The organism is Promicromonospora sp. Marseille-Q5078, assembly GCF_050315395.1.
GTDB lineage: Bacteria > Actinomycetota > Actinomycetes > Actinomycetales > Cellulomonadaceae > Isoptericola.
Window position 1 is genome coordinate 4,250,793 of the sequence record NZ_JBNPQG010000001.1, and the last position, 24,050, is coordinate 4,274,842.

Annotated in this window: 23 protein-coding genes; 10 read left to right on the forward strand and 13 right to left on the reverse strand. The window is 74.5% G+C overall.

What is annotated here, in order from left to right; genetic code table 11:
* Nucleotides 1-5: 5 nt before the first annotated feature.
* Genes ACQFYA_RS19525 through ACQFYA_RS19535 form a run of 3 tightly spaced genes read left to right on the forward strand, consistent with a single transcriptional unit; the run spans nt 6 to nt 1,609 of the window.
* Nucleotides 6-980, forward strand: coding sequence for a 5'-3' exonuclease (locus ACQFYA_RS19525; protein WP_499127621.1), 975 nt, complete (start codon nt 6-8; stop codon nt 978-980).
* Nucleotides 981-1,032: 52 nt separating this feature from the next.
* On the forward strand, nt 1,033-1,269 hold the full coding sequence (locus tag ACQFYA_RS19530; protein WP_499126920.1) for a ribbon-helix-helix domain-containing protein: 237 nt from the start codon (nt 1,033-1,035) through the stop codon (nt 1,267-1,269).
* 19 nt (nt 1,270-1,288) lie between these two features.
* The gene (locus ACQFYA_RS19535) at nt 1,289-1,609 is read left to right on the forward strand and encodes a type II toxin-antitoxin system PemK/MazF family toxin (RefSeq protein ID WP_499126921.1); all 321 of its coding nucleotides are present in this window, start codon (nt 1,289-1,291) and stop codon (nt 1,607-1,609) included.
* A gap of 29 nt (nt 1,610-1,638) precedes the next feature.
* On the opposite strand, the gene ACQFYA_RS19540 is transcribed toward ACQFYA_RS19535, so the two are convergent.
* The 3 genes from ACQFYA_RS19540 to catA all read right to left on the reverse strand — a co-directional run bounded on the left by ACQFYA_RS19540 (nt 1,639) and on the right by catA (nt 5,940).
* Entirely contained in the window at nt 1,639-2,328 is a 690-nt protein-coding gene (locus ACQFYA_RS19540) for a VOC family protein (protein WP_499126923.1), read from the reverse strand.
* A 146-nt stretch (nt 2,329-2,474) separates the two neighbouring features.
* Nucleotides 2,475-5,147, reverse strand: a complete 2,673-nt coding sequence (locus tag ACQFYA_RS19545) for a phosphoenolpyruvate carboxylase (protein WP_499127623.1) — start codon at nt 5,145-5,147, stop codon at nt 2,475-2,477.
* A 139-nt stretch (nt 5,148-5,286) separates the two neighbouring features.
* Nucleotides 5,287-5,940 carry a type A chloramphenicol O-acetyltransferase gene (catA, locus tag ACQFYA_RS19550; RefSeq protein WP_499126925.1) on the reverse strand — a complete coding sequence of 218 codons (654 nt, stop codon included), beginning with the start codon at nt 5,938-5,940 and terminating at the stop codon, nt 5,287-5,289.
* Between the two features lie 177 nt (nt 5,941-6,117).
* On the opposite strand from catA, the gene ACQFYA_RS19555 reads away from it, so the two are divergent.
* Nucleotides 6,118-6,894, forward strand: coding sequence for a metallophosphoesterase family protein (locus ACQFYA_RS19555; RefSeq protein ID WP_499126927.1), 777 nt, complete (start codon nt 6,118-6,120; stop codon nt 6,892-6,894).
* 317 nt (nt 6,895-7,211) lie between these two features.
* Here ACQFYA_RS19555 and ACQFYA_RS19560 read toward each other — a convergent pair whose 3' ends face one another.
* The gene (locus tag ACQFYA_RS19560) at nt 7,212-8,030 is read right to left on the reverse strand and encodes a hydroxymethylpyrimidine/phosphomethylpyrimidine kinase (RefSeq protein WP_499126929.1); all 819 of its coding nucleotides are present in this window, start codon (nt 8,028-8,030) and stop codon (nt 7,212-7,214) included.
* Nucleotides 8,031-8,100: 70 nt separating this feature from the next.
* Between ACQFYA_RS19560 and ACQFYA_RS19565 the strand changes: the two genes are divergently transcribed.
* From ACQFYA_RS19565 to ACQFYA_RS19575, 3 genes are read left to right on the forward strand one after another with little or no spacing between them, the layout of a single operon-like run.
* Nucleotides 8,101-8,805, forward strand: coding sequence for a GAF and ANTAR domain-containing protein (locus ACQFYA_RS19565; RefSeq protein WP_499126930.1), 705 nt, complete (start codon nt 8,101-8,103; stop codon nt 8,803-8,805).
* On the forward strand, nt 8,802-9,500 hold the full coding sequence (locus ACQFYA_RS19570) for a GAF and ANTAR domain-containing protein (protein ID WP_499126932.1): 699 nt from the start codon (nt 8,802-8,804) through the stop codon (nt 9,498-9,500). Before ACQFYA_RS19565 ends, ACQFYA_RS19570 begins: the two co-directional genes overlap by 4 nt.
* Nucleotides 9,501-9,542: 42 nt before the next feature.
* Nucleotides 9,543-10,343: a deoxyribonuclease IV gene (locus ACQFYA_RS19575; RefSeq protein WP_499126934.1), complete on the forward strand. Its 801-nt coding sequence runs from the start codon at nt 9,543-9,545 to the stop codon at nt 10,341-10,343.
* Between the two features lie 114 nt (nt 10,344-10,457).
* Here ACQFYA_RS19575 and ACQFYA_RS19580 read toward each other — a convergent pair whose 3' ends face one another.
* Together ACQFYA_RS19580 and ACQFYA_RS19585 are read right to left on the reverse strand one after the other, a co-directional pair.
* Nucleotides 10,458-11,120, reverse strand: coding sequence for a response regulator (locus tag ACQFYA_RS19580; protein ID WP_499126936.1), 663 nt, complete (start codon nt 11,118-11,120; stop codon nt 10,458-10,460).
* Nucleotides 11,117-12,355, reverse strand: coding sequence for a sensor histidine kinase (locus tag ACQFYA_RS19585; protein WP_499126938.1), 1,239 nt, complete (start codon nt 12,353-12,355; stop codon nt 11,117-11,119). The genes ACQFYA_RS19580 and ACQFYA_RS19585 overlap by 4 nt, the downstream gene beginning before the upstream one ends.
* Nucleotides 12,356-12,485: 130 nt before the next feature.
* Between ACQFYA_RS19585 and ACQFYA_RS19590 the strand changes: the two genes are divergently transcribed.
* Nucleotides 12,486-13,397, forward strand: a complete 912-nt coding sequence (locus tag ACQFYA_RS19590) for an ABC transporter ATP-binding protein (RefSeq protein ID WP_499126940.1) — start codon at nt 12,486-12,488, stop codon at nt 13,395-13,397.
* Nucleotides 13,394-14,206, forward strand: coding sequence for an ABC transporter permease (locus tag ACQFYA_RS19595; protein WP_499126942.1), 813 nt, complete (start codon nt 13,394-13,396; stop codon nt 14,204-14,206). Before ACQFYA_RS19590 ends, ACQFYA_RS19595 begins: the two co-directional genes overlap by 4 nt.
* Nucleotides 14,207-14,340: 134 nt before the next feature.
* Here ACQFYA_RS19595 and ACQFYA_RS19600 read toward each other — a convergent pair whose 3' ends face one another.
* The gene (locus ACQFYA_RS19600) at nt 14,341-16,257 is read right to left on the reverse strand and encodes a cation:proton antiporter (RefSeq protein ID WP_499126944.1); all 1,917 of its coding nucleotides are present in this window, start codon (nt 16,255-16,257) and stop codon (nt 14,341-14,343) included.
* Between the two features lie 247 nt (nt 16,258-16,504).
* On the opposite strand from ACQFYA_RS19600, the gene ACQFYA_RS19605 reads away from it, so the two are divergent.
* Nucleotides 16,505-17,257, forward strand: coding sequence for a PadR family transcriptional regulator (locus ACQFYA_RS19605; RefSeq protein ID WP_499126946.1), 753 nt, complete (start codon nt 16,505-16,507; stop codon nt 17,255-17,257).
* Here ACQFYA_RS19605 and ACQFYA_RS19610 read toward each other — a convergent pair.
* The 6 genes from ACQFYA_RS19610 to ACQFYA_RS19635 all read right to left on the reverse strand — a co-directional run bounded on the left by ACQFYA_RS19610 (nt 17,228) and on the right by ACQFYA_RS19635 (nt 23,945).
* The gene (locus ACQFYA_RS19610; RefSeq protein WP_499126948.1) at nt 17,228-18,997 is read right to left on the reverse strand and encodes a hypothetical protein; all 1,770 of its coding nucleotides are present in this window, start codon (nt 18,995-18,997) and stop codon (nt 17,228-17,230) included. The genes ACQFYA_RS19605 and ACQFYA_RS19610 overlap by 30 nt on opposite strands.
* A gap of 53 nt (nt 18,998-19,050) precedes the next feature.
* Complete coding sequence (locus tag ACQFYA_RS19615) at nt 19,051-19,242, reverse strand: hypothetical protein (RefSeq protein ID WP_499126950.1); 192 nt, start codon at nt 19,240-19,242, stop codon at nt 19,051-19,053.
* Between the two features lie 123 nt (nt 19,243-19,365).
* Entirely contained in the window at nt 19,366-20,352 is a 987-nt protein-coding gene (locus ACQFYA_RS19620) for a cytochrome d ubiquinol oxidase subunit II (protein ID WP_499126951.1), read from the reverse strand.
* Complete coding sequence (locus ACQFYA_RS19625; RefSeq protein ID WP_499126953.1) at nt 20,349-21,698, reverse strand: cytochrome ubiquinol oxidase subunit I; 1,350 nt, start codon at nt 21,696-21,698, stop codon at nt 20,349-20,351. Before ACQFYA_RS19625 ends, ACQFYA_RS19620 begins: the two co-directional genes overlap by 4 nt.
* Nucleotides 21,699-21,813: 115 nt before the next feature.
* Nucleotides 21,814-23,055 carry an ABC transporter permease gene (locus ACQFYA_RS19630; RefSeq protein WP_499126955.1) on the reverse strand — a complete coding sequence of 414 codons (1,242 nt, stop codon included), beginning with the start codon at nt 23,053-23,055 and terminating at the stop codon, nt 21,814-21,816.
* Nucleotides 23,052-23,945 (reverse strand): ABC transporter ATP-binding protein, encoded by an 894-nt coding sequence (locus tag ACQFYA_RS19635; RefSeq protein ID WP_499126956.1) that lies wholly within the window; start codon nt 23,943-23,945, stop codon nt 23,052-23,054. The genes ACQFYA_RS19630 and ACQFYA_RS19635 overlap by 4 nt, the downstream gene beginning before the upstream one ends.
* Nucleotides 23,946-24,050: the final 105 nt, after the last annotated feature.

Consider the following 24,050-nt stretch of genomic DNA (forward strand, 5'->3'; position numbering starts at 1 on the left):
GCCTCATGCTGCTGGACTCCGCGAGCCTGTACTTCCGCGCCTTCTACGGCCTGCCCGACTCGCTGCGCTCCCCCGACGGCAGGCCCGTCAACGCGGTGCGCGGCCTGCTCGACATGATCGCGTTCCTCGTCACCGAGCACGAGCCCGACCGGCTCGTCGCCTGCTGGGACGAGGACTGGCGCCCGGCGTTCCGGGTCGAGGCGATCGGGTCGTACAAGGAGCACCGGGTCGCGCGCCTCACGGCCGCCGGCGAGCCGGACGTCGAGGAGGTGCCGGAGGCGCTCACGCCGCAGGTGCCCGTGATCGTCGAGGTGCTGGCCGCGCTCGGCATCGCCCGCGTCGGGGCGGCGGGCTTCGAGGCGGACGACGTCATCGGCACCCTCGTCACGCGCGAGGTGGCGCGCAGCGCGGCCACCGCGCTGCCGGTGGCGGGCACCGTCGGGCTGGTGATGCCCGCCAGCGTCGACATCGTCACCGGCGACCGCGACCTGTTCCAGCTCGTCGACGACACCGCGGGCGTCCGCGTGCTGTACCCGGCACGCGGCGTGCGCGACCCCGACGTCGTCGACCAGGCGCGGCTCGCGGAGAAGTACGGCGTGCCGAGCGGCACCGCGTACGCCGACATGGCGACGCTGCGCGGCGACCCGTCCGACGGCCTGCCCGGCGTGCCCGGCATCGGCGAGAAGACGGCGGCCAAGCTGCTCGCCGCCTTCGGCGACCTGGCCGGGCTCCGCGCGGCCGCCGAGTCGGGCGCCAAGGGGCTCACCCCGACCCAGCGGACCAAGCTGCTCGAGGCGGCCGACTACCTCGACGTGGCTCCCACCGTGGTCCAGGTGGCCCACGACGCCCCCGTCGGCGAGGTCGACGACGCCCTGCCGCGGGCGCCGAAGGACCCGGACGCGCTGGACGCCCTCGCCGAGCGATGGGGCATCCGCAGCAGCGTGGACCGGGTGCTCACGGCCCTCGACGCCCGCCGCTGACCGAGCCGGACGCCCTTCCCCGGCCGGTAGGAAGCGGGGTAGCATCCAAAGTATGAAGGTGAGTGTGAGCCTGCCCGACCCCGACCTGTCCTACCTCGACGAGTATGCGGATCGGGCAGGTCTCCCGTCGCGGTCCGCCGCGCTCCAGGCCGCCGTCCGTGCGCTGCGAGAGCGGGACCTGGAATCGGCCTACCAGGCGGCGGACGACGAGTGGTACGGCTCGGACGACGCCCACGCATGGGACACGGTGATCGGCGACGGTCTGGAGGGTCCGAGTGCGCCGCGGTGACGTGTGGGAGGTCGACCTGATGCCCGTGCTGGGCTCCGAGGCCGACAAACGTCGCCCAGTAGTGATCGTGTCGAACGACGCCCGCAACCGCACCGCCCAGCGCAGCGGCAGGGGCGTCCTGACAGTCGTGCCGCTGACGAGCAACACGGCACGAGTCCTGCCGTTCCAGGTGCTCGTCGCCGCCGACGACGTCAGTGGGCTGGACGTCGACTCCAAGGCCCAGGCCGAGCAGGTCAGGTCGGTCGACCTCGCACGGTTCGGACGGCGGCTCGGAGCACTCTCCGCCGAGCAGGCCGCCGCCCTCGACGATGCACTGCTGCTGCATCTCGGGCTGGGCTGACCGGACGACGAGCTCAGGTGTCGACAAGCTCAACCCACGAAGACGCAGAACTCGTTGCCCTCGGGGTCGGCCATCACGGTCCAGCCGATCTCGTCGTCCTGCGGGCGCAGCACGCGCGCGCCGCGCGCGACGAGGTCGTCGAGCATGACGCCGTCGTTCAGCGTGACGTCCCAGTGCCAGCGGTTCTTCACCGTCTTCGGCTCGGGCACGGGGACGAAGTCGAACGACTCGAACGGGACGCCGGCGCCCTCGTCCAGGTAGGCGTAGCCCATGTCGTCGTCCTGGGTCAGCGTCCCGCCCAGCAGCTCGTGCCAGAACGCGGCGACCCGCCGGTGGTCCGCGCAGTCGACGACGATGTCCTTGAGCCGGTAGGACGGCACCTCGTCGCCGGTGAAGACGCAGAGCTCGCCGTCCTCGGGGTCGGCCAGCGTCGTGTAGTGGTACCGACCGGGCTCGGTCAGGCGCGGCCGGTCGGGGAACTCGTCCAGCGACAGGGCGCGCACGTCCGGGTGCACGCGGTGCTTGACCGTCCGCGGCTCGGGCACGGTGTTGACCCACACGGTCCGCTCACGAACGGGCTCGGCACCGGGGTCGCGCAGGACGACGTCGCCGCCGTCCAGCGGCTCCACCCGCAGCCCCAGCGTGCGGGCCCAGAACTCCCCCAGCGCCGCGGCGTCCGTCGCGTCGACGCACAGGTCCTTGAAGGTCACCAGGCTCATGAGCGGCAGGGTATCCGGCGAGGTCACGCGAGCGCGGCCTCGACCAGGTCGGCGGCCACGCATTTCCTGGTGCCTCCGTCGGTCGAGCCTGTCGAGACCACACCCGGGTCTCGACACGCTCGACCAGCGGGCGACCGGCGGGTGCGTCAGCCCGTGTTCTGCAGGCCCGCGGAGACGCCGTTCACGGTGAGCAGCAGCAGGTGCTGCCAGCGGTCCTTGTAGCCGCCGTCCACCCACTCGCCGTCGTCCAGCGTGAGCCCCTCGCTGGCGCCCTGGCTGCGCAGCGCGCGCAGGGCGCGCACCTGCAGCAGGGAGAGCGCGTCGACGTACGGCGAGCGCAGCTGCACCGCGCGGCCGAGCACGCGGCGGTTGGCGAGCGGCCACTCGTTGCCCGTCACGCGGAGCACCCACTCGCGGGTGAGCTGCAGCTCGCCGAGCACGAGCTGTGCGAGGTCGTCGCGGTCGCCGAGCGCGAGGTACTGCGCGGCGATGTCCTCCTGCGTCTTCGCGAGGCCCATCTCGACGGTGTCGAGCAGCGTCGTGAACAGCGGCCACTCGCGGTAGGCCGCCCGCAGCTCCTCGAGGCCGCCCGCCTCCTCGCCACGCGTGCGCAGCGCCGTGCCGAGGCCGAACCAGCCGGCGAGGTTGATGCGCGCCTGCGACCAGGAGAACACCCAGGGGATGGCGCGCAGGTCGTCGAGCGAGTTGACCGACAGGCCGCGCTTGGCCGGGCGGGAGCCGATCGGCAGCAGGCCGACCTCCTCCAGCGGCGTCACCTGCGCGAACCACTGCGGGAAGCCCTCGGACTTCACGAGGCCGTGGAACGACGCGCGGGACGACACGTCGAGGGCGTCGGCGAGCGGCGCGAACCGCTCCCGGGCCTCGGCGTTGCGCTTCTCGACCGTCGGCGCCGAGGCGAGCAGGGTCGCCGCAGCGACCTGCTCGATGTGGCGGGCGGCGATCGTCGGGTCGCCGTAGCGGGCGAGGATGACCTCGCCCTGCTCGGTGAGCTTGAACCGGCCGTCCACCGAGTGCGGCGGCTGCGCGAGCACCGCACGGTTCGCCGGGCCGCCGCCGCGGCCGAGCGAGCCGCCGCGGCCGTGGAACTGGGTGAGCGTGATGTCGTGGCGCTGCGCCCACTCGGCGATCCGCGACTGCGCCTTGTGCAGCGCGAGGGTCGCGGCGACCGGGCCGACGTCCTTCGACGAGTCGGAGTAGCCGAGCATGACCTCGACGCGGCGGCCGTTCTCCGCGAGGCGGCGCTGCACCTCCGGGAACTCCAGCACGGCCTCGAGGATGTCGACCGAGTTCTCCAGGTCGTCGAAGGTCTCGAAGAGCGGCACGGCGTCGACGACGGGGGCGTCGTCGGTGCCCTCGAACGCGAGCGCGGCGAGCCGGTAGACGGCGGCCAGGTGCTCGGGCGCCTGCGTGAACGACACGATGTAGCGGCGCGCGGCCTTGATGCCGAACCGCTTCTGCACGGCGCCGAGGGCGCGGTAGGTGTCGAGCACCTCGACCGTGCGCTCGGAGAGGTCGCCGTGGACGCCCTTCTCGTCGATCTCGGCGAGGGCCGCGGCGTGCACCTGCGAGTGCTGGCGCACCTCGAGCTCCGCGAGGTGGAAGCCGAAGGTCTGCACCTGCCACACGAGCTTCTGCAGGTCGCCGTACGCGGCGCGGGGGGCACCGGCCTCGACCAGGGAGGCCTGCACGACCTCGAGGTCGGCGACCAGCTCCTCCGGGCCCCGGTACGCGAGGTCGGCGTCGCGGCGCCGGGTCGCGGCGACACGGCCGGCGATCGCGAGGACGGCGGCACGGTGCGGCTCGTTCGGGGAGTCGGCGGCCGCGCGGGTGACGAGCTCGTCCGAGAGCTGCCGCATCCGCTGCCACAGCGCCTTGAGGTCCCCGGACGCCGGGGTGCCCGCCTCGTCGAGCGTCAGCTTGCGGCCCGTCTCGCGGGCGGCGGCTTCAAGGGCCGTCAGCGCGTGCTCGGCGGCGAGGGTCGCGGCCTGCCGGGTGACCTCGGCCGTGACGTTCGGGTTGCCGTCGCGGTCGCCGCCGATCCAGGTGCCCAGGTGGACGAACGGGTGCGCGACGGGCGGCACGCTGCCGGCCTCGCCGTCGAGCAGCCAGTCGTCGAGGCGGCGGTAGACCTCGGGGAACGTGTCGAACAGCGTGGCGTCGAAGACGCCCATCGCGGTCTTCACCTCGTCGAGCACCGAAGGCTTGTGCGCGCGGATGGGCGACGTGCGCCACATCGTGTCGATCTCGGCGAGCAGGCTGCGCTCGTTCTCGGCGAGCGTCGTGCCGCCGGGGTGCATGGTGTCGCGGTCGGCGATCAGCGCCGAGATGCGGCGGACCGCGCCGGAGACGGCGCGGCGGCGGGCCTCGGTGGGGTGCGCCGTGAGCACCGGCCGGAACTCGATCTCGCCGAGCCGGCGCAGGGCCTCGTCGCGACCCACCTCCTCGGCGAGCTGCGTGAAGGCCTGCGGCAGGGAGTCCTCGATGACGACGCCCGAGGCGGCGTCGGACTCGCGCGCCCGCAGCACGCGCACGCGGTGGTACTCCTCCGCGAGGTTCGCCAGGTGGAAGTAGCAGGTGAAGGCGCGCGCGACCTGCTCGGCGCGGTCCAGCGTGAAGCCGGCCACGACCTCGGCCGCCTCCGCCAGCGTCGCGCCGCCGTCGTCCGCCCCGTAGGCACGGATCGTCAGGCCACGCAGCCGTTCCACGTCGTCGAGCAGGCCCTGCCCGCCCGCCTCCTTGAGCACGGTGCCGAGCAGGCCGCCGAGCAGGCGGATGTCGTCCCGCAGAGGGTCGGGCATCTCGTGGCGTGCCACCACACGTTCGATCGAGCCGGTCGATCCCAGGTTCTCGCTCACGGGACTAGAGGGTAAGCCGTCTCGCCGTCCGGGCGTCGGCGTGTCCGGCAGGTGACCCCTCGGCGCGCGTCCGGCCCACCGGTCAGCCGACCCAGGAGGGGTCGGCGAGGAGGGCCTGCAGCTCGTCGATCAGCCGGGCCGTGTGGAACCCGTCGGCGGCGGCGTGGTGGACCTGTACCGCCAGCGGCAGCAGCACGCGACCGTCCCGCTCGACGTAGCGACCGAGCGTGAAGATCGGCGCGAGATGGCGCCAGCCGTGCTGGATGTTCAGGGTGAACCCCGTGAACGACGCCCACGGCAGGCTGGAGACGTCGAACGCGTTCGGCGGCGGCGCGCCCTGCGGGAAGAAGTCGACGGCCGCGGCGTGCTCGGCCAGCAGCGCGGCCGCGACGTCGTGGAAGGCGCCGAAGTCCGGGTCGTAGGCGGCCCAGACGCACGCGAACGTCTCCCGCTCGGCGTGGAACACCGTGAACGCCGGGTGCACGGTGGGCCAGACGGCCGGCGCGCCGTCGTCCGTCAGGCACATCCGGAACTCCTCGTGCCGGTTCACGACCGTCGCGAGCGCCCACACCTGTGCGACGTACGTCTTGCGGTCCGACCGGGCCAGGGCCGCCACGAACGCGGTGACGTCCAGCTCGACGGTCATCGCGTACGTGCACGGCGACGCCCGGAGGTAGTGCTCGAAGTGCTGCTTCCGGGGCCAGGTGTCCAGGTCGATCGGGGCGGGGGTGGTCATGCGCCCAGGGTCGCAGCGACGCCCGCGCGCCGGCAGCGTTTTTCCCGATGCCGCCGGGCCGCCGGCACGCGGCTAAGGTCGTCCCCCGCGGGGGCAGCCCACGGGCCGGTCCCGGCGGGCGACCTCCCGACGCGGCCGCTCGGCCTGCGGCAGGACGACGGACGGAGCGACGAGCAGATGACGAGGGTGTACGCGGTCAGTGACGTGCACGGCTACCGCGACGTCCTGGTGCGGGCCCTGGCCGAGGAGGGGCTCACGGACGCCGACGGCCGGTGGGCAGGCCTCGACGCCCGGCTGTGGTTCCTCGGGGACTACCTGGACCGTGGACCGGACGGCGTCGGCGTCATCGACCTCGTCCGGCGGCTCGTCGACGAGTCGGAGGGTGCCGTCGGTGCGCTCCTGGGCAACCACGAGGTGCTGGCGCTCGGGATGCGGCAGTTCGGAGCCACGACGATCCAGCCGCCGGGCGAGGCCGAGCGGAGCTTCGCACGGTCGTGGGGTCGCAACGGCGGCCTCGCCGGCGACCAGGCGCGCCTCACCGACGAGCACGTCGAGTGGCTGCGTGCCCTGCCGATGGCGGCGCGCGACGCCGGCGCGCTCCTGGTGCACTCCGACACCCTCGCCTACCTCGAGTGGGGCCGGACCCTCGAGGACCTCAACGCCGCCGGTCGGGACCGGCTGGAGTCCGACGACCTCGCGGTGTGGTGGGAGACGTGGCGGCGCCTCACCTCCCGCGCGGCCTTCCGCGGGGAGGGCGGCCCGGAGGCCGCCCGCGAGCTGCTGGACCACCTCGGAGGCGACCGGGTCGTGCACGGGCACAGCATCGTCGCCGAGATGCTCGGCCGCGACCACGCGGACGTCAACGAGCCGCTGTCCTACGCCGACGGCCGCGCGCTCGCCATCGACGGCGGCATCTACGAGGGCGGGCCCTGCCTCGTCGCGCGGCTCGCCTGACGTCAGTCCGCGAGCTCGACCACGACGTTGCCCTTGGCTCGGCCCCGCTCCAGGTACGCGAACGCCGTGGCGATGTCGGCGAAGGGACAGGGCGAAGGGATAGGTCCGGTCGAGCACGGGCCGGACCTCGCCCCGGTCGACGAGGTCGGCCAGGACGGCCAGGTCGGCCTTGCGGGGGCCGGCGCCCAGGTCGCCGCGCGCGTCGAATCGGCGTCCTCGATGACGACCTGCTCCAGCGCCTCGTTGAGAGACGGTCGTGACGGCGCACAGCCGGCGGCGGCTACTGACGGTGACCGGCGGCGGCGAGGGCGGCGTCGTCAGGCGACGTACGCGCCCTGCCACACCGTGTCGAACGGCGTGCGGGCGGCGACCCGCGCCTCGATGCCCTGCGTCACCATGTCCTTGGCGACGCGGACGGCGGAGTGCACGTCGGTGCCCTTCGCGAGCTCCGCCGTGATGGCCGCGGCGAACGTGCAGCCGGCGCCCGAGACGCGCTCGTCGCCCACCTTGGGCGCGGCGTAGACGGTGACGTCCTCGCCGTCGAACAGGACATCGACGGCGTCCGGGCCGGCCAGCTCCACGCCGCCCTTCGCGACGACGTAGCGGGGGCCGTCGCCGAGGCGGGCGTGGATGCGGCGCGCGGCCTCGGTGAGCTCCTCCACGGACGTGATGTCGTCCATGCCGGCGAGCGTCTTCGCCTCGAAGAGGTTCGGCGTGACCACGGTGGCCAGCGGCAGCACCTGCTCGCGCAGCGCGGTGTCGGTGTCGAGGGCGGCGCCCGGCTCCTGCCCCTTGCAGATCAGCACCGGGTCGAGCACGACGTGCCGCCACGGCTGCGTCGCGAGGGACCGCGCCACGACGTCGATCGTCGCGGGGGTGCCGAGCATGCCGATCTTCACGACGTCCAGCGCGTGGGTCGAGGTCGCGGCCTCGAACTGGTCCGCGATCACCTGCGGGTCGACCGGCACGAACCGGTGGCCCCAGTCGTACTTCGGGTCGAACGAGACGATGCACGTCAGCGTCCCCACCCCGTAGGTGCCGAGCTGCTGGAAGGTCTTGAGGTCGGCCTGGATCCCGGCCCCTCCCGTGGCCTCGGACCCGGCGATGACGTACGCGAGCGGCGGCGTGGTGCTCATGGTGGACAAGCCTACGACTCCGGCACATCGGTGAAAGACTGTCGATAGAACACGAAGGGGGCGAAAGCAGGTGGACGCGTCACATCTTCTCGGGCTGCTCGCCGACACCTTGGCGCGGATCGACGGCGACATGACCCTGGCGGCGCGGCTCTGCCGCGCGTGCGTGGAGATCCTCGGGGCGGAGGGCGGGGCGCTGACGGTGTCGCCCTCCCCCGACGAGCGGCTGGTCGTCAGCACCTCCGACGGAATGTCAGCGCGGATCGAGGACCTGCAGGAGGTGCTGGGTGAGGGCCCGGCGCAGCTCGCGCTCGAGCAAGACCGGCTCGTGGTGATGCCCATCGACGGAGCCAGGGCCGACGCGTTCCCCGTGTTCGCCCAGATGGTGCGGTCCATCGGCGGCCCGATCACGGCGTACGCGGTGCCGATGCGGGTCCATGGCACCGTGATGGGCGTGCTGAGCCTCTACACCACCGACGCCCGGCTCTCTCGCGACCTGGTGGACGCGCAGTTCCTCGCCGACGCGGTCGGCACGTCGCTGCTCGACGACACCGAGCCGATCGACTGGTCCACCCAGGCCCGGATCCACCAGGCCGCCGGCATGGTGACGGCCCAGCTCCGGATCCCGCCCGCCGACGCCATCGCCGTCCTCCGGGCGCACGCGTTCGCCCGCTCGTCGACGCTGCAGGACGTCGTCGACGACGTCCTGGACCACCGGCTCGACTTCACGCACGACGACACCTCGGACGACCAGACCGAGAGAACCGAGGAGCCATGACGCTGCACACTCCCGCCGACTCGCTCGCCGGCGCGGTGGCCGAGCTCCTCCAGGAGCACGACGTCGCCGACCTCCTCCTGCGCCTGACCCAGGACGCCGCCCGCTTCGCCGGCGGCGACGCGGCGGGGCTCCTCGTCCGCACGAACGGCGGGCCCCTCGAGCTGCTCGCGGCGACGTCGCACCGCGCGACGTACCTCGAGCTGTTCCAGGCGCAGCGCGACGAGGGCCCGTGCATCGACGTGGTCCGGACCGGCCAGGTCGTCGAGGCGATCGGTCGCGAGGAGATCGTCGCCCGCTGGCCCCTCGTGGGGCAGGCCATCGTCGCCGCCGGGTTCTCGACCGTGCTCGGCATCCCGCTGGACTGGCGGGGCGGCGTGCTGGGCGGGCTCAACATCTTCGGGCGCGACCCGTCGGGGCTCCACGACGACGGCGCCCGGGCGGCGCGCGCCGTGGCGGACATGCTGACCCTGGTGATCCTGCAGCCCGACCACCTGCACGCCGACGAGCTGGACCGCCGGGTGGTGCAGGCGCTGGGCGGGCGGGCGGTCGTCGAGCAGGCCAAGGGGGCCATCGCGTACCAGCTGGGGATCGACCCCGCCGAGGCGTACGACGTCCTCCTCGAGAGCTCGGTGCGCGAGGGCCGCTCCCTCAGCCACGTGGCGCACGATGTGCTCCGGAAGGCGCAGCGGCGCTGACGACGCCGGGTCGTCGTCGGACGCGATCCGTAGGGTGGGCCCATGAGCGTGAAGATCGGGGCCCACGTCGACCTGTCCGACGCCGTCGCGCAGGCGAAGCAGATCGGTGCGGACGTGGTGCAGGTGTTCCTGTCCGACCCGCAGGCGTGGAAGGTGCCGCCGCTCGACGACGCCGTCCACCCCGGCGGCGCGGAGGCGTTCCGCGAGGAGACGGCGGCCGCGGGGCTCGACGTCGTCGTGCACGCCCCGTACGTCATCAACGTCGCGTCGACCAACAACCGCATCCGCATCCCCAGCCGCAAGCTGCTGCAGCAGATCATGACCGGCGCCGAGGCGATCGGCGCGAAGGGCGTCGTCGTGCACGGCGGTCACGTCACGGCCAAGGACGACCCGGCCGTGGGCTTCGACAACTGGCGCAAGGCGATCGACGCGCTCGAGACCGACGTCCCCGTGCTCATCGAGAACACGGCGGGCGGCGACTTCTCGCTGGCGCGGCGCCTGGACCGGCTGGAGCAGCTCTGGGCCGCCGTGATGCAGGCGAACGGCGCCGAGAACGTGGGCTTCACGCTCGACACGTGCCACGCCTGGGCGGGCGGCATCGACCTCGCGACGGCCGTCGACGACATCCGCGCCGTCACGGGCCGCATCGACCTCGTGCACGCGAACGACTCGCGCGACACCGCCGGGTCCGGCGCCGACCGGCACGCGCACTTCGGCGACGGGAACATCCCGCCGGAGCTGCTGGTCGGGGTCGTCGCCGCGGCCGGCGCGCCCGTCGTCTGCGAGACCCACGGCGACATGGGCCCCGACATCGCCTGGCTGCGGGAGCGCCTGCCCGCCTGACGAGGTAGTTCACCTCTCGCCGAGGTAGTCCCGATCCCGCCGAGGTAGTTCAGATCTCGCCGAGGTAGTGGTCTGGTCCACTACCTCGCGGAGATGCGAACTACCTCGCGGGGGTCACGAGTCGGCGAGGCCGGCGTCGTGCACCGTGATCGCGGCCTGCACGCGGTTGGCCGCGTCCAGCTTGGTGAGGATGCGGGAGACGTGGGTCTTCACGGTCGGGACGCTCATGTAGAGCTCGGCAGCGATCTCGGCGTTGGACAGCCCGCGCGCGACGGCGAGCGCCACCTCGCGCTCGCGGTCCGTCAGCGTGCCCACCTGCGCGGCGGCGGCGCGGCGGCCCTCGGGCGCGGACCCCTCGGTGACCGCCGCGATGAGCTGTTCCGCGACCCGCGGCGACAGCGTCGGCTCCCCCGCCGCCGCGGCGCGGACGGCAGCGACCAGCCGCGCCGGAGGCGTGTCCTTGAGCAGGAAGCCCGCGGCGCCGGCCCGGAGGGCCTCGACGATCATGTCGTCGGTGTCGAACGTGGTGAGCACGATGACTCGCACGGCCGACGACGCTGCGAGACGCCGGGTGGCTTCGATGCCGTCGAGGCGCGGCATCCGGATGTCCATGAGGACGACGTCGGGCCGCTCGCGGGCCACCACGTCCAGCGCCTCGAGCCCGTCGCGCGCGGACGCGACCACCTCGAGGTCCGGGTCGCCGCCCAGGATGAGGGACAGCCCGGACCGCACCAGCGCGTCGTCGTCGACCAGCACCACCCGCGTCTTCTCGCTCACGACGCCCACGGTAGCCACGCCTCCAGCTGGAACACGGTGCCGCGCCCGTCCCGGGTCGTCGCGTCGTCCGTCGTCCCGGACGAGAGCCGCCCGCCGACCAGCTCCGCCCGCTCCGTGAGGCCCACCAGCCCGAGCCCCGACGCCGGCGCCACCGGTCCCTGGGGGGCCGGGCCCACGCTGCGCACCGGGTTGCGCACCGCGATCGTCAGGCCGTCGCCGGGCGCGCCCGCCACCGTCACGGTCACGGGCGCCCACGGGGCGTGCTTGCGCGCGTTCGTCAGGCCCTCCTGGACGATGCGGTACGCGTGCCGGCTCACCGCCTCCCCGAGCGCCTCCACCCCGTCGGCGCGGCGGTCGAGGCGCACGTCGACGCCGCTCGCCCGGGCCTCGGCCAGCAGCTCGTCCAGGTCGGTCAGGGAGGGCTGCGGCGGCTCCGGCGCCCGGCCGCCCGCCTCGGCGGGCTCGACCCCCGTCTCCCGCAGCACCCCCAGCACCTCGCGCAGCTCGGCGAGGGCGGCGTGCGCGTTGTCCTGCACCACGGCGGCCGTCTCCGCGACCTTCTCGGGCGGCAGGTCGGTGCGGTAGGCGAGGGCGCCCGCGTGCATGGCGACCAGGGAGATGCGGTGCGCCAGCACGTCGTGCATCTCGCGGGCGATGCGCGCCCGCTCCGCCGTCCGCGCCTGCGTGACGCGGCTCGCCTGCTCCCGCTCCGCCGTCTCGGCCCGCTCCCGCAGCGACGCCAGGTGCTCGCGGCGCAACCCGATGTAGGCACCGATCCACACCAGCAGCGCATAGACCAGAACCTGGCCGACGCCCCAGACGACGGCGTCGTAGCGCGCCGGCTCCACCACGGGGTGCAGGAGCTCGTACACGCCGCTCGACGCGACGTAGACCACGCCGACCGTCGCGACCTGCCACCACCGCCGGTGCGTCGCCAGGGACACGACGGCGATCGCCGCCGCGCCCGCCACGGCGACGGAGAGCATCGAGGCGGCCGACAGCAGCAATGCCACCGTGAGGGGCGCCCTCCGGCGCAGCAGGAGCAGCCCCAGCCCGAGGACGCCCACGAGGAAGTCCACCGTCCACAGCGCGTCGGACGTCACCCGCTGTCCGGCATCCCCCTCCCAGGCGACGAGGACCACCGGGACCAGCCCCGCCGCGGCCGCTGCGAGGAGCCGCCACGTCTCGCCCCACGCACGGACGGCGCGGGACGGGAGGGCGGGGGCGACGGGCACGACGTCGAGCCTAGGCAGGCGCGGGTCCGCGGGCATCCGCCGGGGGTCTGCCCGGCATCATCCGGAAGGAGGACACGAACCATCCCCTCGCCGGACGCGGCGACCGGGGGCGACCGGGCAGGGTGGAGCCATGATCACCGTGGAGCACCTGACCAAGAGATACGGACCGGTCGCGGCCGTGGACGACGTGTCGTTCACCGTCGAGCCCGGTCACGTGACGGGCTTCCTCGGCCCCAACGGCGCCGGCAAGTCCACGACGATGCGCATGATCTGCGGCCTCACGCCGGCGACGTCGGGTGCCGCCCGCGTGCTCGGCAAGCCGTTCCCCGCGCTCGCCAACCCCGGCCGGCGCGTGGGCGTGCTGCTCGACGCGGCCGCCCAGCACTCCGGCCGCACCGGGCGCGAGGTCCTCACCCTGGCAGCGCTCATGACCGGCGTCGACCGCCGCCGCATCGACACCACGCTCGACCTCGTGGGCCTCACCGACCGCGAGGCCGCCCGGCGCGTGGGCCAGTACTCCCTCGGGATGCGGCAGCGGCTGGGGATCGCCTCCGCGCTGCTCGGCGACCCGGAGGTGCTGATCCTGGACGAGCCCGCGAACGGCCTCGACCCGGCGGGCATCCGCTGGATGCGCGACCTGCTGGACGACTTCGCCGGCCGTGGGGGCACCGTGCTGCTCTCGTCGCACCTGCTGCGCGAGATGGAGGCGGTCGCCGACCGCATCGTCGTCATCGGCCGCGGCCGCGTCGTCGCCGAGGGCCACAAGGACGACCTGCTGCGGCAGGCCGGCACCTTCGCCCGGTCCACCGACGACGGCGCGCTCGCGCTGGCCCTGCGGCAGGGCGGCGTGGGCGTCGAGGAGCTCGCCACCGGCGGCCTCGCCGTCGAGGCCGAGCCGATCGACGTCGGCCGTGCGGCCGCCGCGGCGGGCGTCGTGCTCGCCGAGCTGCGCGCCGCCGACTCGCGCGGCCTCGAGGACCTCTTCCTCGAGCTCACCGCCGACGACGCCCGCGCACAGACCCGGATGGAGGTGCCCGCATGACCACCGCATCGTCGGTCGAGCCTGTCGAGACCAGGACCCGCCGCCCCCGCACCGCCCCGGACGTCCGGCCGGTCACCTTCGCCACGCTCACGCTGGTCGAGTGGCGCAAGCAGCTCGACACCCGCGCGGGCCGCTGGATGCTGGCCGTCATCGCGATCGTCACCGCAGGCGTCCTCGCCGTGATGATGGCCGTGAACGGTGGCAACCACTCGTTCAGCGCCTTCGTGACCGGCACGACGACGCCGATGGCCATGCTGCTGCCCATCGTGGGCGTGCTCGCGGCCACCTCCGAGTGGTCGCAGCGCACGGCGCTCGTGACGTTCACGCTGGAGCCGCGCCGCACCCGCGTGGGGCTGGCCAAGGTGGTCGGCGCGATCGGCTCCGGCCTCGCGCTCCTCGTGCTGACCGTCGGCCTCGCCGCCCTCGCGCACATGCTGGTGGTCGCCTTCCGCGGCGCCGACCCGGCGTGGGACGTCACCGCCCGCGCGGTGCTCTACCTGGCGCTGTCCGTGGTGCTGTTCATGGCGCAGGGCGTCGGCTTCGGCCTGCTGCTGCGCAGCACACCGGCGGCCATCGTCACCCTGCTCCTGGCGCCGACGCTGTTCGGCCTCCTGGGCGGCCTCGTACCGGGCATGGCCGACGTGCTGCCCTGGATCGACCTCGGCACGGCGGGCGAGCCGCTGCTCTTCGGCAGCCCGCTCGACGGCGAGGGCTGGGCCCAGCTCGGCACGGCCACGCTCATCTGGGTGGTCGCGCCGCTGGCCGGCGGCCTGTGGCGCGTGGCGCACAGCGAGATCACGTCGTCCTGACCCCCGGGTGGTTGAGGCTGTCGACCCCCCCGCTGGTTGAGCCTGTCGAAACCCCCCTCGGTGGTTGAGCCTGTCGAAACCCAGAGCCGTGGTTTCGACAGGCTCCACCGACGAGGGCCGTGGTGTCGACAGGCTCAGCCTGCGGAGTCGAGGTGCCCACGCATCTCGACCGCGATCTGGTCGGCGTCGAGCTGTTCCAGGGCCCTGCTCAGGAGGTCCGAGTCGTAGGTCCCCACGGCTCGGGCCTCGAGCAGGGCCTTGCGCTGCGCGGCGATCGTCGCGAGGCGCAGCTCGAAGAACTGGGCCGACACCTCCTCGGGCGTCGCCTCCTCCTCGGCCTGGTCCGCCTGCTCGCGCACCACGACGTCCCGCACGCGCTCCACGACGTACGGCGTGTACGGGGTGCCGTCCTTGCGGCGCAGCCCGGGGTCGTCGAGCATCTCGCGCGCGGTGCCGTCGACGATCTCGCGCAGCCCTTCGGTGCCCTCCACGAACCGCGACGACGTGACCCCGGCCAGCCCGAGCCGGCGCACCACCCAGGGCAGCGTGCCGCCCTGCACCAGCAGGGTGCCGGCGGCGACGCCGAACGCGATGAGGACGAGCAGCGACCGCTGCGGGAAGTCCTCGGGCAGCGTCTGCGCCGCGGCGAGCGTCACGACGCCGCGCATGCCGGCCCACACGATGACCACGCCCTCCTTGGGCCCGAGCGGGGCCGCGAGGAGGTAGTCCACGTCGGCGATCCGCCGCGTGAACCGGCGCCGGAACTCGGCGACCCGGTCGATCCGGCGCTTGCGGAGCCGCTCCTTCTGGTCGTCGGACAGCGACCCCGCGGCCACCCGCCGCTTGTCCGCCTCGGCCTGCAGGCGACGCTGCACCCCCCGCACCTGGCGGCGCGGGTTGCCGGCCTCCCACACCCGCTGGTCGCCCCGGTTCCAGACGTCGGCGAGCGCCGTCGCCGCCTCCGGGGTGACGATCCCGTGCGGGTCGCTGATCTGGTCGAGCTTCGCGGAGACCCGTTGCTCCATCCGGTCGAGCGTCTCGCGGACCTGCTCGGCCCGCCGGCGTCGGGCCGCGAGGTAGCGCAGCAGCGGCAGCACGAACATCGCGCGCAGCGCGACGACCCCCACGGCGGCGAGGGCCGCGACGCCCGCCGCGAGCCACAGCGAGCCGTGCGCCCGCTGCACGTCCTCGACCAGCCCGAACACCTCGAGCCCCATGGCGAGGAACAGGCCGCCCTCGAGCAGCGTCTCGATGGTGCGCCAGTTCATCCGTTCGGCCACCCGGTCCTGGGGACTGAGGTGGCGCGCGGAGAGCGTGCTGGTGACGAGCCCGGCGGCGACGGCCGCCACGATGCCGGACGCGTCCAGCTCCTCGGCGGGCAGGTAGGCCGCGAACGGCACGACGAACGACACGGCGGTAGACAGCGCCGCGTGCCGCAGGTGCTCGCGGACCCACAGGCCGAGGCGCCCCACGACCAGGCCGATGACGACGGCCAGCAGCACGGCCTTCGCGAAGCTGCCGACCACGCCCCACAGGCTGACGCTCGCCGCGGTGGCCGCGATCGCGGAGCGCAGCAGCACCAGCGAGGTGGCGTCGTTGAGCAACCCTTCGCCCTCGAGCATCACGACCACGCGCTGGGGCGCGCCGAGCCGCTTGATGATCGACGTCGCGACGGCGTCCGTCGGGCTGACGATGGCGCCCAGCGCGATCCCGGCCGCCAGGTCGATACCGGGGATCACGTGCGAGAACACGACCCCGAGCAGCACGGCGGAGATCACCACGAGGGCCACCGACATCCCGCCGATCGCGCTGAAGTCGCGGCGGAAGTCCATCGTGGGGAACGACGCCGCGGCGGCGTACAGCAACGCCGGGAGCACCCCCGCGAGGATCACCTCGGGGTCGATGTGGATGGCCGCGACGGCGGGGACGAAGCTCACGGCGACGCCGATCAGCACCAGGACCAGCGGAGCGGCGACCCCGGCCCGGGGCGCCAGTGCGGTGACGGCGATGACGACGACCGCCGCGAGCACCGCGACGAGAAGCACTTCCATGCCTCACAACGTAGGCGCACCCCTGCGCGTTCTCCCGGGGGTCGTCACCGAACCGGGATCAGAGTGACCCACGTCACACCCTGTCGACATTGCGTAAAGATATATCGTCGTCCTATCTTAGACGTGTCGCTCCGGTGGTCGAGCTTGTCGAGACCCCGGACCCCGGCGGCCGAGCTCTCCCCGGACCTGGGTCTCGACGGGCTCGACCACCGACATCCACAGACTTCCGAACCAGTGAGGACATCTCATGCGTACCCCCCGAGACACGTCTTTCGACCCCCGATCCTTCGACCCCCGGTCCTTCGACCGGCACCCCTTCGACCGGCAGCCCGGCCCGCGCGGCGACCGCCGCCGGCGCGGCGAGTTCCCCGGCCCCGACGGCTTCGGCCCCGGTTTCGGCCCCGGCCAGGGCTTCGGTCCCGGTCCCGGCTTCGGTCCCCGCGGGCACCGCGGCGGACGCCGCGCCGGTCGCGGCGAGATCCGCGCCGCCGTGCTGCTGCTCCTCGCCGAGCAGCCGATGCACGGCTACCAGGTGATCACCGAGCTCGCCGCCCGCACCGACGGGCGGTGGCGCCCCAGCCCGGGCGCCGTCTACCCGGCGATCTCCCAGCTCCAGGACGAGGGCCTCGTCGCGGTGGCGGACGACGGCGGACGCCGGCTCGCGTCGCTCACCGACGAGGGCCGCGCCTACCTGGAGGAGCACCGCGAGGAGCTCGGCAACCCCTGGCAGAAGGTCGCGGAGGACCCGCGCCGCCAGGGCCACGAGCTGCACGTCGCGATGCGCGCCCTGGGCGGCGCCGTCGAGCAGGTGGCCCGCGCCGGCGACCGCGCCCAGGCCGAGGCCGCAGCCGCGGTGCTCGACCGGGCCCGCCGCGACGTCTACCTGGTCCTCGCCGGCCCGCAGGGGCCCGCGACGGACGAGGACACCGACACCGGCACCGACACCGGCACCGACACCGACACCGACCCGTCAGCCGAGGCCGACGATCTCGGACGGTGACCACCGCACGAGCCGGCCGTCGACCGCGAGCTGGACACCCCAGCCCTCGCCGCCCAGCTCCACCTGCCAGAGCTGATCGCCCGTGGCGGCGTCGAGCGCTACCCAGTGCACGACGTCGCCACGGGTGTAGTCCGGCACCACGAACGCGGCGAGCCGCCCGTCGGTGAACGCCGCCTCCACGAAGCGCGGCCCGTAGGCGCCCAGGGCGTCCAGCCCCTCCACGAAGTCGGGCCGCATCCAGAGCACCTCGCCCGTGCCGAGGTCCAGCCCGTGCACGCGACGGCCCTCGTCCACCACCAGGGCCACCTGCGCGGTGCGCACCAGCACGCTGGTGCTGCGCACGGCGGTGCTCCACAGCTCGTCGCCGTCGGCGTCCGTCGCGACGGTCGCGTCGCCGCGGCGCTCGAGGTGCACGCCGTTCCCGCCGCCGTCGGTGCTCAGCGGCACCAGGTATCGGCCCCGGACCTCGCGGGTCTCGGTGCCGTCGTCGCTCAGCAGGCGGTCCGAGTCGTCGGCGGCGTCGTTCTCGCCCTGGTCGGCGTCGACGCGGGCCACGTAGCCGCCGCCCGTCAGCGGGTCCACCGAGAACCCCTCGAAGGTGCCGGGGTCCTGCGGTCGGTCCAGGCGCACCCCGTCGGGCGTGAACCACGCGTCCGCCCCGCACCCGCCCAGCCACAGCACGCGGTCCGTGATCATCGCCTGCACGCCGCCGCGCAGGTCCACGCCCGACGTCGTGCCGTCCTCCGCCCAGCGCACGCACAGCGAGGGGTCCACCGCGCCGTCGAACGGCACCGTGCGCTCCCAGCGGCGCTCCCCCGTGGCCGCGTCCTCGAGCCGGACCCGCAGGTCGTAGCCGTCGGGGATGGCGCCGACCCCCGCGATCCCCGACGCGACGTCGTCGGCCACGCCCGGGTCCACCGGGCCCGCCTCCCCCACCCACGCCACCTCGACCAGGCCGCCGCCCGGGCCGGGGAAGAGCATCGAGTGCGACGCCGCGACCTCGCGCGTCGCGACCACCTGGCCCTCCGTGCCCACCACCGTCACCGTGCTGCGGTGGCGGGTCTCGTCGGGCGACGTGCCCGTCGTCGTCGCCGACACGCACACGAGCCGCTCCACCGGCTGGGCCTGGAAGGCGCCCGACCACACCTGCATGCCCGGGCCGCACGAGCTGGACCCGTCGGGCAGGCCCACCTGCCAGACCTGCTCGCCCGTCTCGACGTCCAGCCCGAGGAGGGCGCCCTGGTGCTGCGCCACGACCCGCCCGTCCAGCACGCCCACGAGGCCGCCGGGCACGCTGCCCTCCGTGGCGACCCGCCACACCTCGCGGGGCTCGTCGGTCAGGTCCACGACGCCCCCGGGCGCGGCCCGCAGCGCGGCGAGACGCCCCCGGTCGCCCATCGTGTCGATCACCACCGCGGCGAGCGCGACGGTGGCCAGCACGACCGCCGCGACCAGGCGGCGCCCCCGGAGGAAGCCGCGCGCACGGTCCGTCGCCCGCCGCAGCGTCAGCGCGCCGGGCCGCTCGTCGAAGCCCTCGTCGGTCCCGTCGTCGAGGGCGAGCTCGCCGTCGGCCTCGTCGCCCGGGTCGCCGGCGTCCAGGTCGATCAGCAGGGGGCCCGTCGGGCCGCTCTCCCGCGTGGTCCGGTTCCGGACGACCGGGGCAGCCTCGTCGTCCTCGTCGCCGTCTGGCTCGAGGTCGAACGTGTAGGCGTCATGGCCGGCGCCGCGTCGTCGGGCCACCCTTCGAACCTATGCCCGCCCCCGAGTCGCGGCGACCGGTGCGGGCCGCCGCGTCAGATCGCGCGGCGCCGTTCCACGGACCGCGCCACGGCCAGCTCGAGCAGGGCGGTGCGGGCGCGGCGGCGACGGTCGTCGGGGTCCACCGTGAGCTGGTCGCCGGCGGTGGCGCGCCGGGTCGGGGCGACGCTGTGCGACGCGGGAAGGATCGGCCGCATGGTCGTGGGGGTGGGCGTCGGGACAGGCATCGTGCGCCTCCTTCACGCGGCCCGGGTGGCCGCTCGACCCCATGCTGCGAGGCGCGCGTTTCGCGGGTGTTGCCCCTGCGTGACGACCTGGTCAGAGCCTGTCGCGCCGAGGCGCCACGGCAATCACAGGAACACCGCCGTGCGCGGGCCGAGCGGGCGCAGCAGGACGCGCCAGCTCACGGCCTGGGCCACGACGACGGCGGCGAACGCGCCGAGCACCGGCCACGTCAGGTCCTGCAGCACACCGGCCGGGGCGGCCAGCGCGAGCACCGCGGGCCCGACGACGGCGGTCGTCGCCGCCACGGGGGCGACGGCGAGCACCGGGCCCGCCCCTCGCACCGCGCCGGTGCGGTGCACGCCGCGGTCGAGGTCGAACCGGGCGGCGAGCGCCACGCCCGCGGTCGCGACCAGCAGCGCGGCGGCGACAAGCGCCGACGCCGTGCCCAGCGCCGCGACCGCCAGGGCGCCGAGCGCCGCGAGGGTCGCGAGGGCGGCCGCCGGCACGAGGGCGCGACGGACGCGGCGCCGCGCGTCGACCGCGACCGGCCCGGGGGCGCGGGCCGCCACCACGAGTGCGCCGTGCACCCGCGCCGCCGCGACCCCGAGGCCCGCGGTCACCACGGGGAGCCCGACGGCCAGGGCCTGCGCGGGCCCCGAGCCGCCGTCGGCCAGGCCGCCGACCACGGAGAGCTCCACCCACGCCACGCCGGCGACCGCGCCGAACGCCGCGGGGAGCGCGAGGCTCGCCACCTGCGCCGCGACGTCCCAGCCGGAGCGCCACCGCCGCGACGCGAGCCGGCTGCGCAGCCAGAGCGCGGCGTCGCGTACGACCCACGCCACCAGCAGCGCCACCACGAGCGGGTAGGCCGCCGCCCAGAGCGCGGCCTCGACGTGCCCGAACGCGGCGAGGAGCACGCCGGCCGCGGCGACCAGCCACACCTCGCCGAGCAGGAGGAACGGGGCGACGGTCGCGAGCACCACGCGCCGGCGGGCGTCGTCCCGCCCGCCCAGGGCGCGTACGAGCGGCACCCCGCCCTGCACCGCCCCGTCGAGCACGGCCCAGCCCGCGAGCAGCACGGTCAGCAGCAGTCCCCAGCCCAGCGCGGTCATCGGGTCCCTCCGAACGTGAGGATCTCGGTGCGGTCGTCGTGCTCGACGGCCGCCTCTGCACCGCCCGTCGAGCCCGGTGCCGCACCGGCGTCGTCGGCGTCCCGCAGGACCTGCGCGGGCGGGGCGCCGAGGGCGAGCCGCGTCGTGCCGCGGCGGGCGAGCCGCGCCAGCACCGACCAGTCGACGACCGCGAGGGCGAGCATCACGCCGACGAGGACGACGAGGGAGGTGATCACCGCGGCCGCCGACGCGTCCGACACGGCGTCCTCGGTGCGCAGCACGCCCGCGATCGCCCAGGGCTGGCGCCCCACCTCGCGCGCCACCCAGCCGAGCAGGCCCGTGAGGAACGGCACCGGCAGCAACGCCGTCAACGTGCCGAACACCGCGACGCGCAGCGGCCGCCACATCCGGAACAGCACGTTGCCGGGCAGCAGGAGCAGCAGCGCGCACCCGACGACGAACGTCAGCAGGCCGACGACCTGCATGACCGCGTACCCGATGCCCACCACGGGCGCTGCGCCGGTCGGCACGCCCTGCAGGTAGCCGAACTGCGCGTAGCCGAAGCCGACCGCGAGGAACGCCCCGACGGTGCCGGTGACGAGCCCGGTGCGCAGCGACCGCCGCCAGACGTCGTTCTCCGGCGACATCACGGCGCCCGGCAGCCCCGCCGCGACCACGCCCGGCAGGCGCGACGGCGCACGGCGCAGGTGCCAGGCGCTCACCCCGACCAGCAGGAACGCCCCCGCCATGAGGCAGGCGCCCACCACGTGCAGGGCGGACAGCAGCGCCGCCGGGTTGGTGATCAGCGCGGCGGCGTCGGTCACGCGGGCCTCCGTCGCGCCGGTCGAGCCTGTCGAGACCATCGCGAACCCGACGGGGTTCCGCAGGAAGCCGTTCGCGACCATGACCGTGAACGCGGACAGGTAGCCGGTGACCACCACGGCCCAGAACGCGGCGGTGTGCGCCGCGCGCGGCAGCAGGTGCCAGCCGAACACCCACAGCCCGAGGAACGTGGACTCCAGGAAGAACGCGCCCATCGTCTCGACCACCAGCGGGGCGCCGAACACGCCGCCCGCGACGTCGAGCAGGCCGGGGAAGTGCAGGCCGAGCTGCAGCTCCATGACGATGCCGGCCGCGATGCCGAGCGCGTAGTTGACGAGGTAGAGCTGCCCCCAGAACCGGGTGGCGCCCTCGAGGGCCGCGGCCTTCGTCGCGTCGCGCGCCAGCGCCCAGCGCGTCTGCAGGATCGCGACCACGGGCCCCAGCCCCAGCGTCACCAGGACGAAGAGGAAGTGGGTCCCGGCGAGCAGCGCGAACTGCAGGCGGGCGGCGTCGACGGCGGTCATGGCGCCGACGCTAGACCCGCGGAGCCCCGGAATCCCGGGCCTCCGGGCAGGTTCGGGGGGTAACCCTGAGCGATTTCGGGGGACACCCCTACCCCGCCCGGGCGACCCGGAGAGGTCAGGCCCGGGCGGCCAGGGCGCTCTTCCAGCTGAGGCGCCCGCCGGTCTGCAGCAGCGCCCCCCGGTAGGCACGCTCGCCCACCAGCAGCGCGACGACGGCGAAGGCGGCGAGGATCAGCAGGGAGAGGATCGGCTCCCACCACGCGGCGTCGCCGGACAGCACGCGCACCGGCATCGAGACGACGTTCGCCACGGGGACGTACGACAGCACCGTCTCGAAGGTGCCGCTGGCGGAGAACGTCAGGAAGTACACGCCCATGATCGCCATCGTCATCGGGGTGGTGGTGTGCTGCAGGTCCTCGGCGCGGGACGCGAGCGCCCCGGCCACGGCGTACAGGGCCGCGAGCCCCAGGAAGCCGACGGCGAAGAACAGCACGAACCACACGAGCGACGTGGACAGCGCCGGCAGGATCGACGCGGTCGGCGTGAACGACAGCGCGACCAGGCCGACGACGGCGAACACGACGTTCTGCGCCAGCGCCACCACCGAGCTGCCGAGGATCTTGCCCGCCAGCAGGTGCCGCAGGGGCACGGCCGTGGCCATGATCTCGACCAGGCGGGACTGCTTCTCCTCCACGACGCTGCCCGCGATCATCTGCCCCGAGCCCAGGGCGCCGATGAAGAACAGCAGCGCGAGGGCGAACGACACGAAGAACAGGGTCTGGGAGTCGACCGCGTCCCCGTCGAGCCGGTCGGTGGACAGCGTGCCGCCGGCGGTGAGCTCGGCGACCGAGGTGCCGGCCGCCTCGGCGTTGGTCTCGAGGGTCTCGCCCGCGACGGCGGTGGTGAGCAGCCGCGTCAGCGTCGAGTCGGGGTCCGACTCGCCCGTGAGCACCCAGCCGTCGCCGGAGCCGTCGGCGGGGTGCAGCCATGCGTCCGCGTCGCCGGCGGTGAGGGCGGCGCGCGCGGCGGCGTCGTCCGGGACCTCGACGGTCGTGAGCTCTGCGCCGCCGCCCTGCTCCTTCGGGATCGCGGCCGCGGACTCGACCGACGCCGTGGCTGCGGCGTCGCCCGCCGGCACCGCGACGGTGAAGCTGTCGGTCTTGCTGCCCTGCCACGCCATGAACGCGGCCAGGGCGGCGATGATCCCGACCGAGACGAGCAGCCCCACGAGGAACGTCTTGTTGAGCGCGCGCACCACGATCTCGCGCTTCATCACGACCAGCCACGCACCGCGCGTGCCCTCGACGACGTCCTCGGACGTCGTCGTGACGGTCGGGGAGGGAAGGGTGGTGGTCATGCCGTCACCTCGCGGTAGATCTGGGCCAGCGTGGGCCGGAGGGGGGTGAGCTCGCGGACGCCGCCGCGCTCGAGGCCGGCGGCGAGCAGCCGCTGCAGGGAGGCGTCGTCGGCGAGCTCGAGCAGCGCGACGGGGCCGTCGACGTCGACCGCGTGCACGCCGGGCACGCCGCGCACCCAGCCGGCGTCACCCTCGACGACGAGCCGGTGCCGCAGCGCGCCGGTCTGCTGCAGGTCCCGGGGGGCGCCGTCCGCCATCACGCGGCCCGCCTTGAGGATGACGAGCCGCTCGCACAGCCGCTCCACGAGGTCGAGCTGGTGGGAGCTGAACAGCACCGGCACGCCACGGGCGGTGTGCTCGGCGAGCAGGTCGACCATCCCGTCGACGGCGGCCGGGTCGAGGCCGCTGAACGGCTCGTCGAGCACCAGCATGCGCGGCGTGCCCATGAGCGCGGCGACGATCTGCACGCGCTGCTGGTTGCCGAGCGACAGCTTCTCGACGTGCTCCTTCGACCGGCCGGCGAGCCCGAGCCGGTCGAGCATGTCCAGCACCTCGGCGCGCGCCTTCGGCGCCGAGATGCCCCGCAGCCGGGCCAGGTAGACGAGCTGGTCCACGACGGGCTGCTTGGGGTACAGGCCGCGCTCCTCCGGCATGTAGCCGAACGCGCGGCGGTCGGCGCGCGTCACGGGGGCGCCGTCGAACCGGACCTCGCCCCTCGTGGGCGCGAGGACGCCCATGATCATGCGCATGGTCGTGGTCTTGCCGGCGCCGTTGCCGCCCACGAACCCGGTGAGCAGCCCGGCCGGGGCCGTGAACGAGACGTCGTCGACGGCGGTGAGGTCGCCGAACGTCCTGGTCAGTCCCCGAACTTCGAGGGAGTCGTTGTCCATGACCACGAACCTACGGATCCCGGCCCCCGAGCGGATCCCCCGCGAGGCGGAGCGGGAGGCCTCCGCCCCCAGGCGGACCCCCTCCTTTCGTCGCGCCGCGGGAGC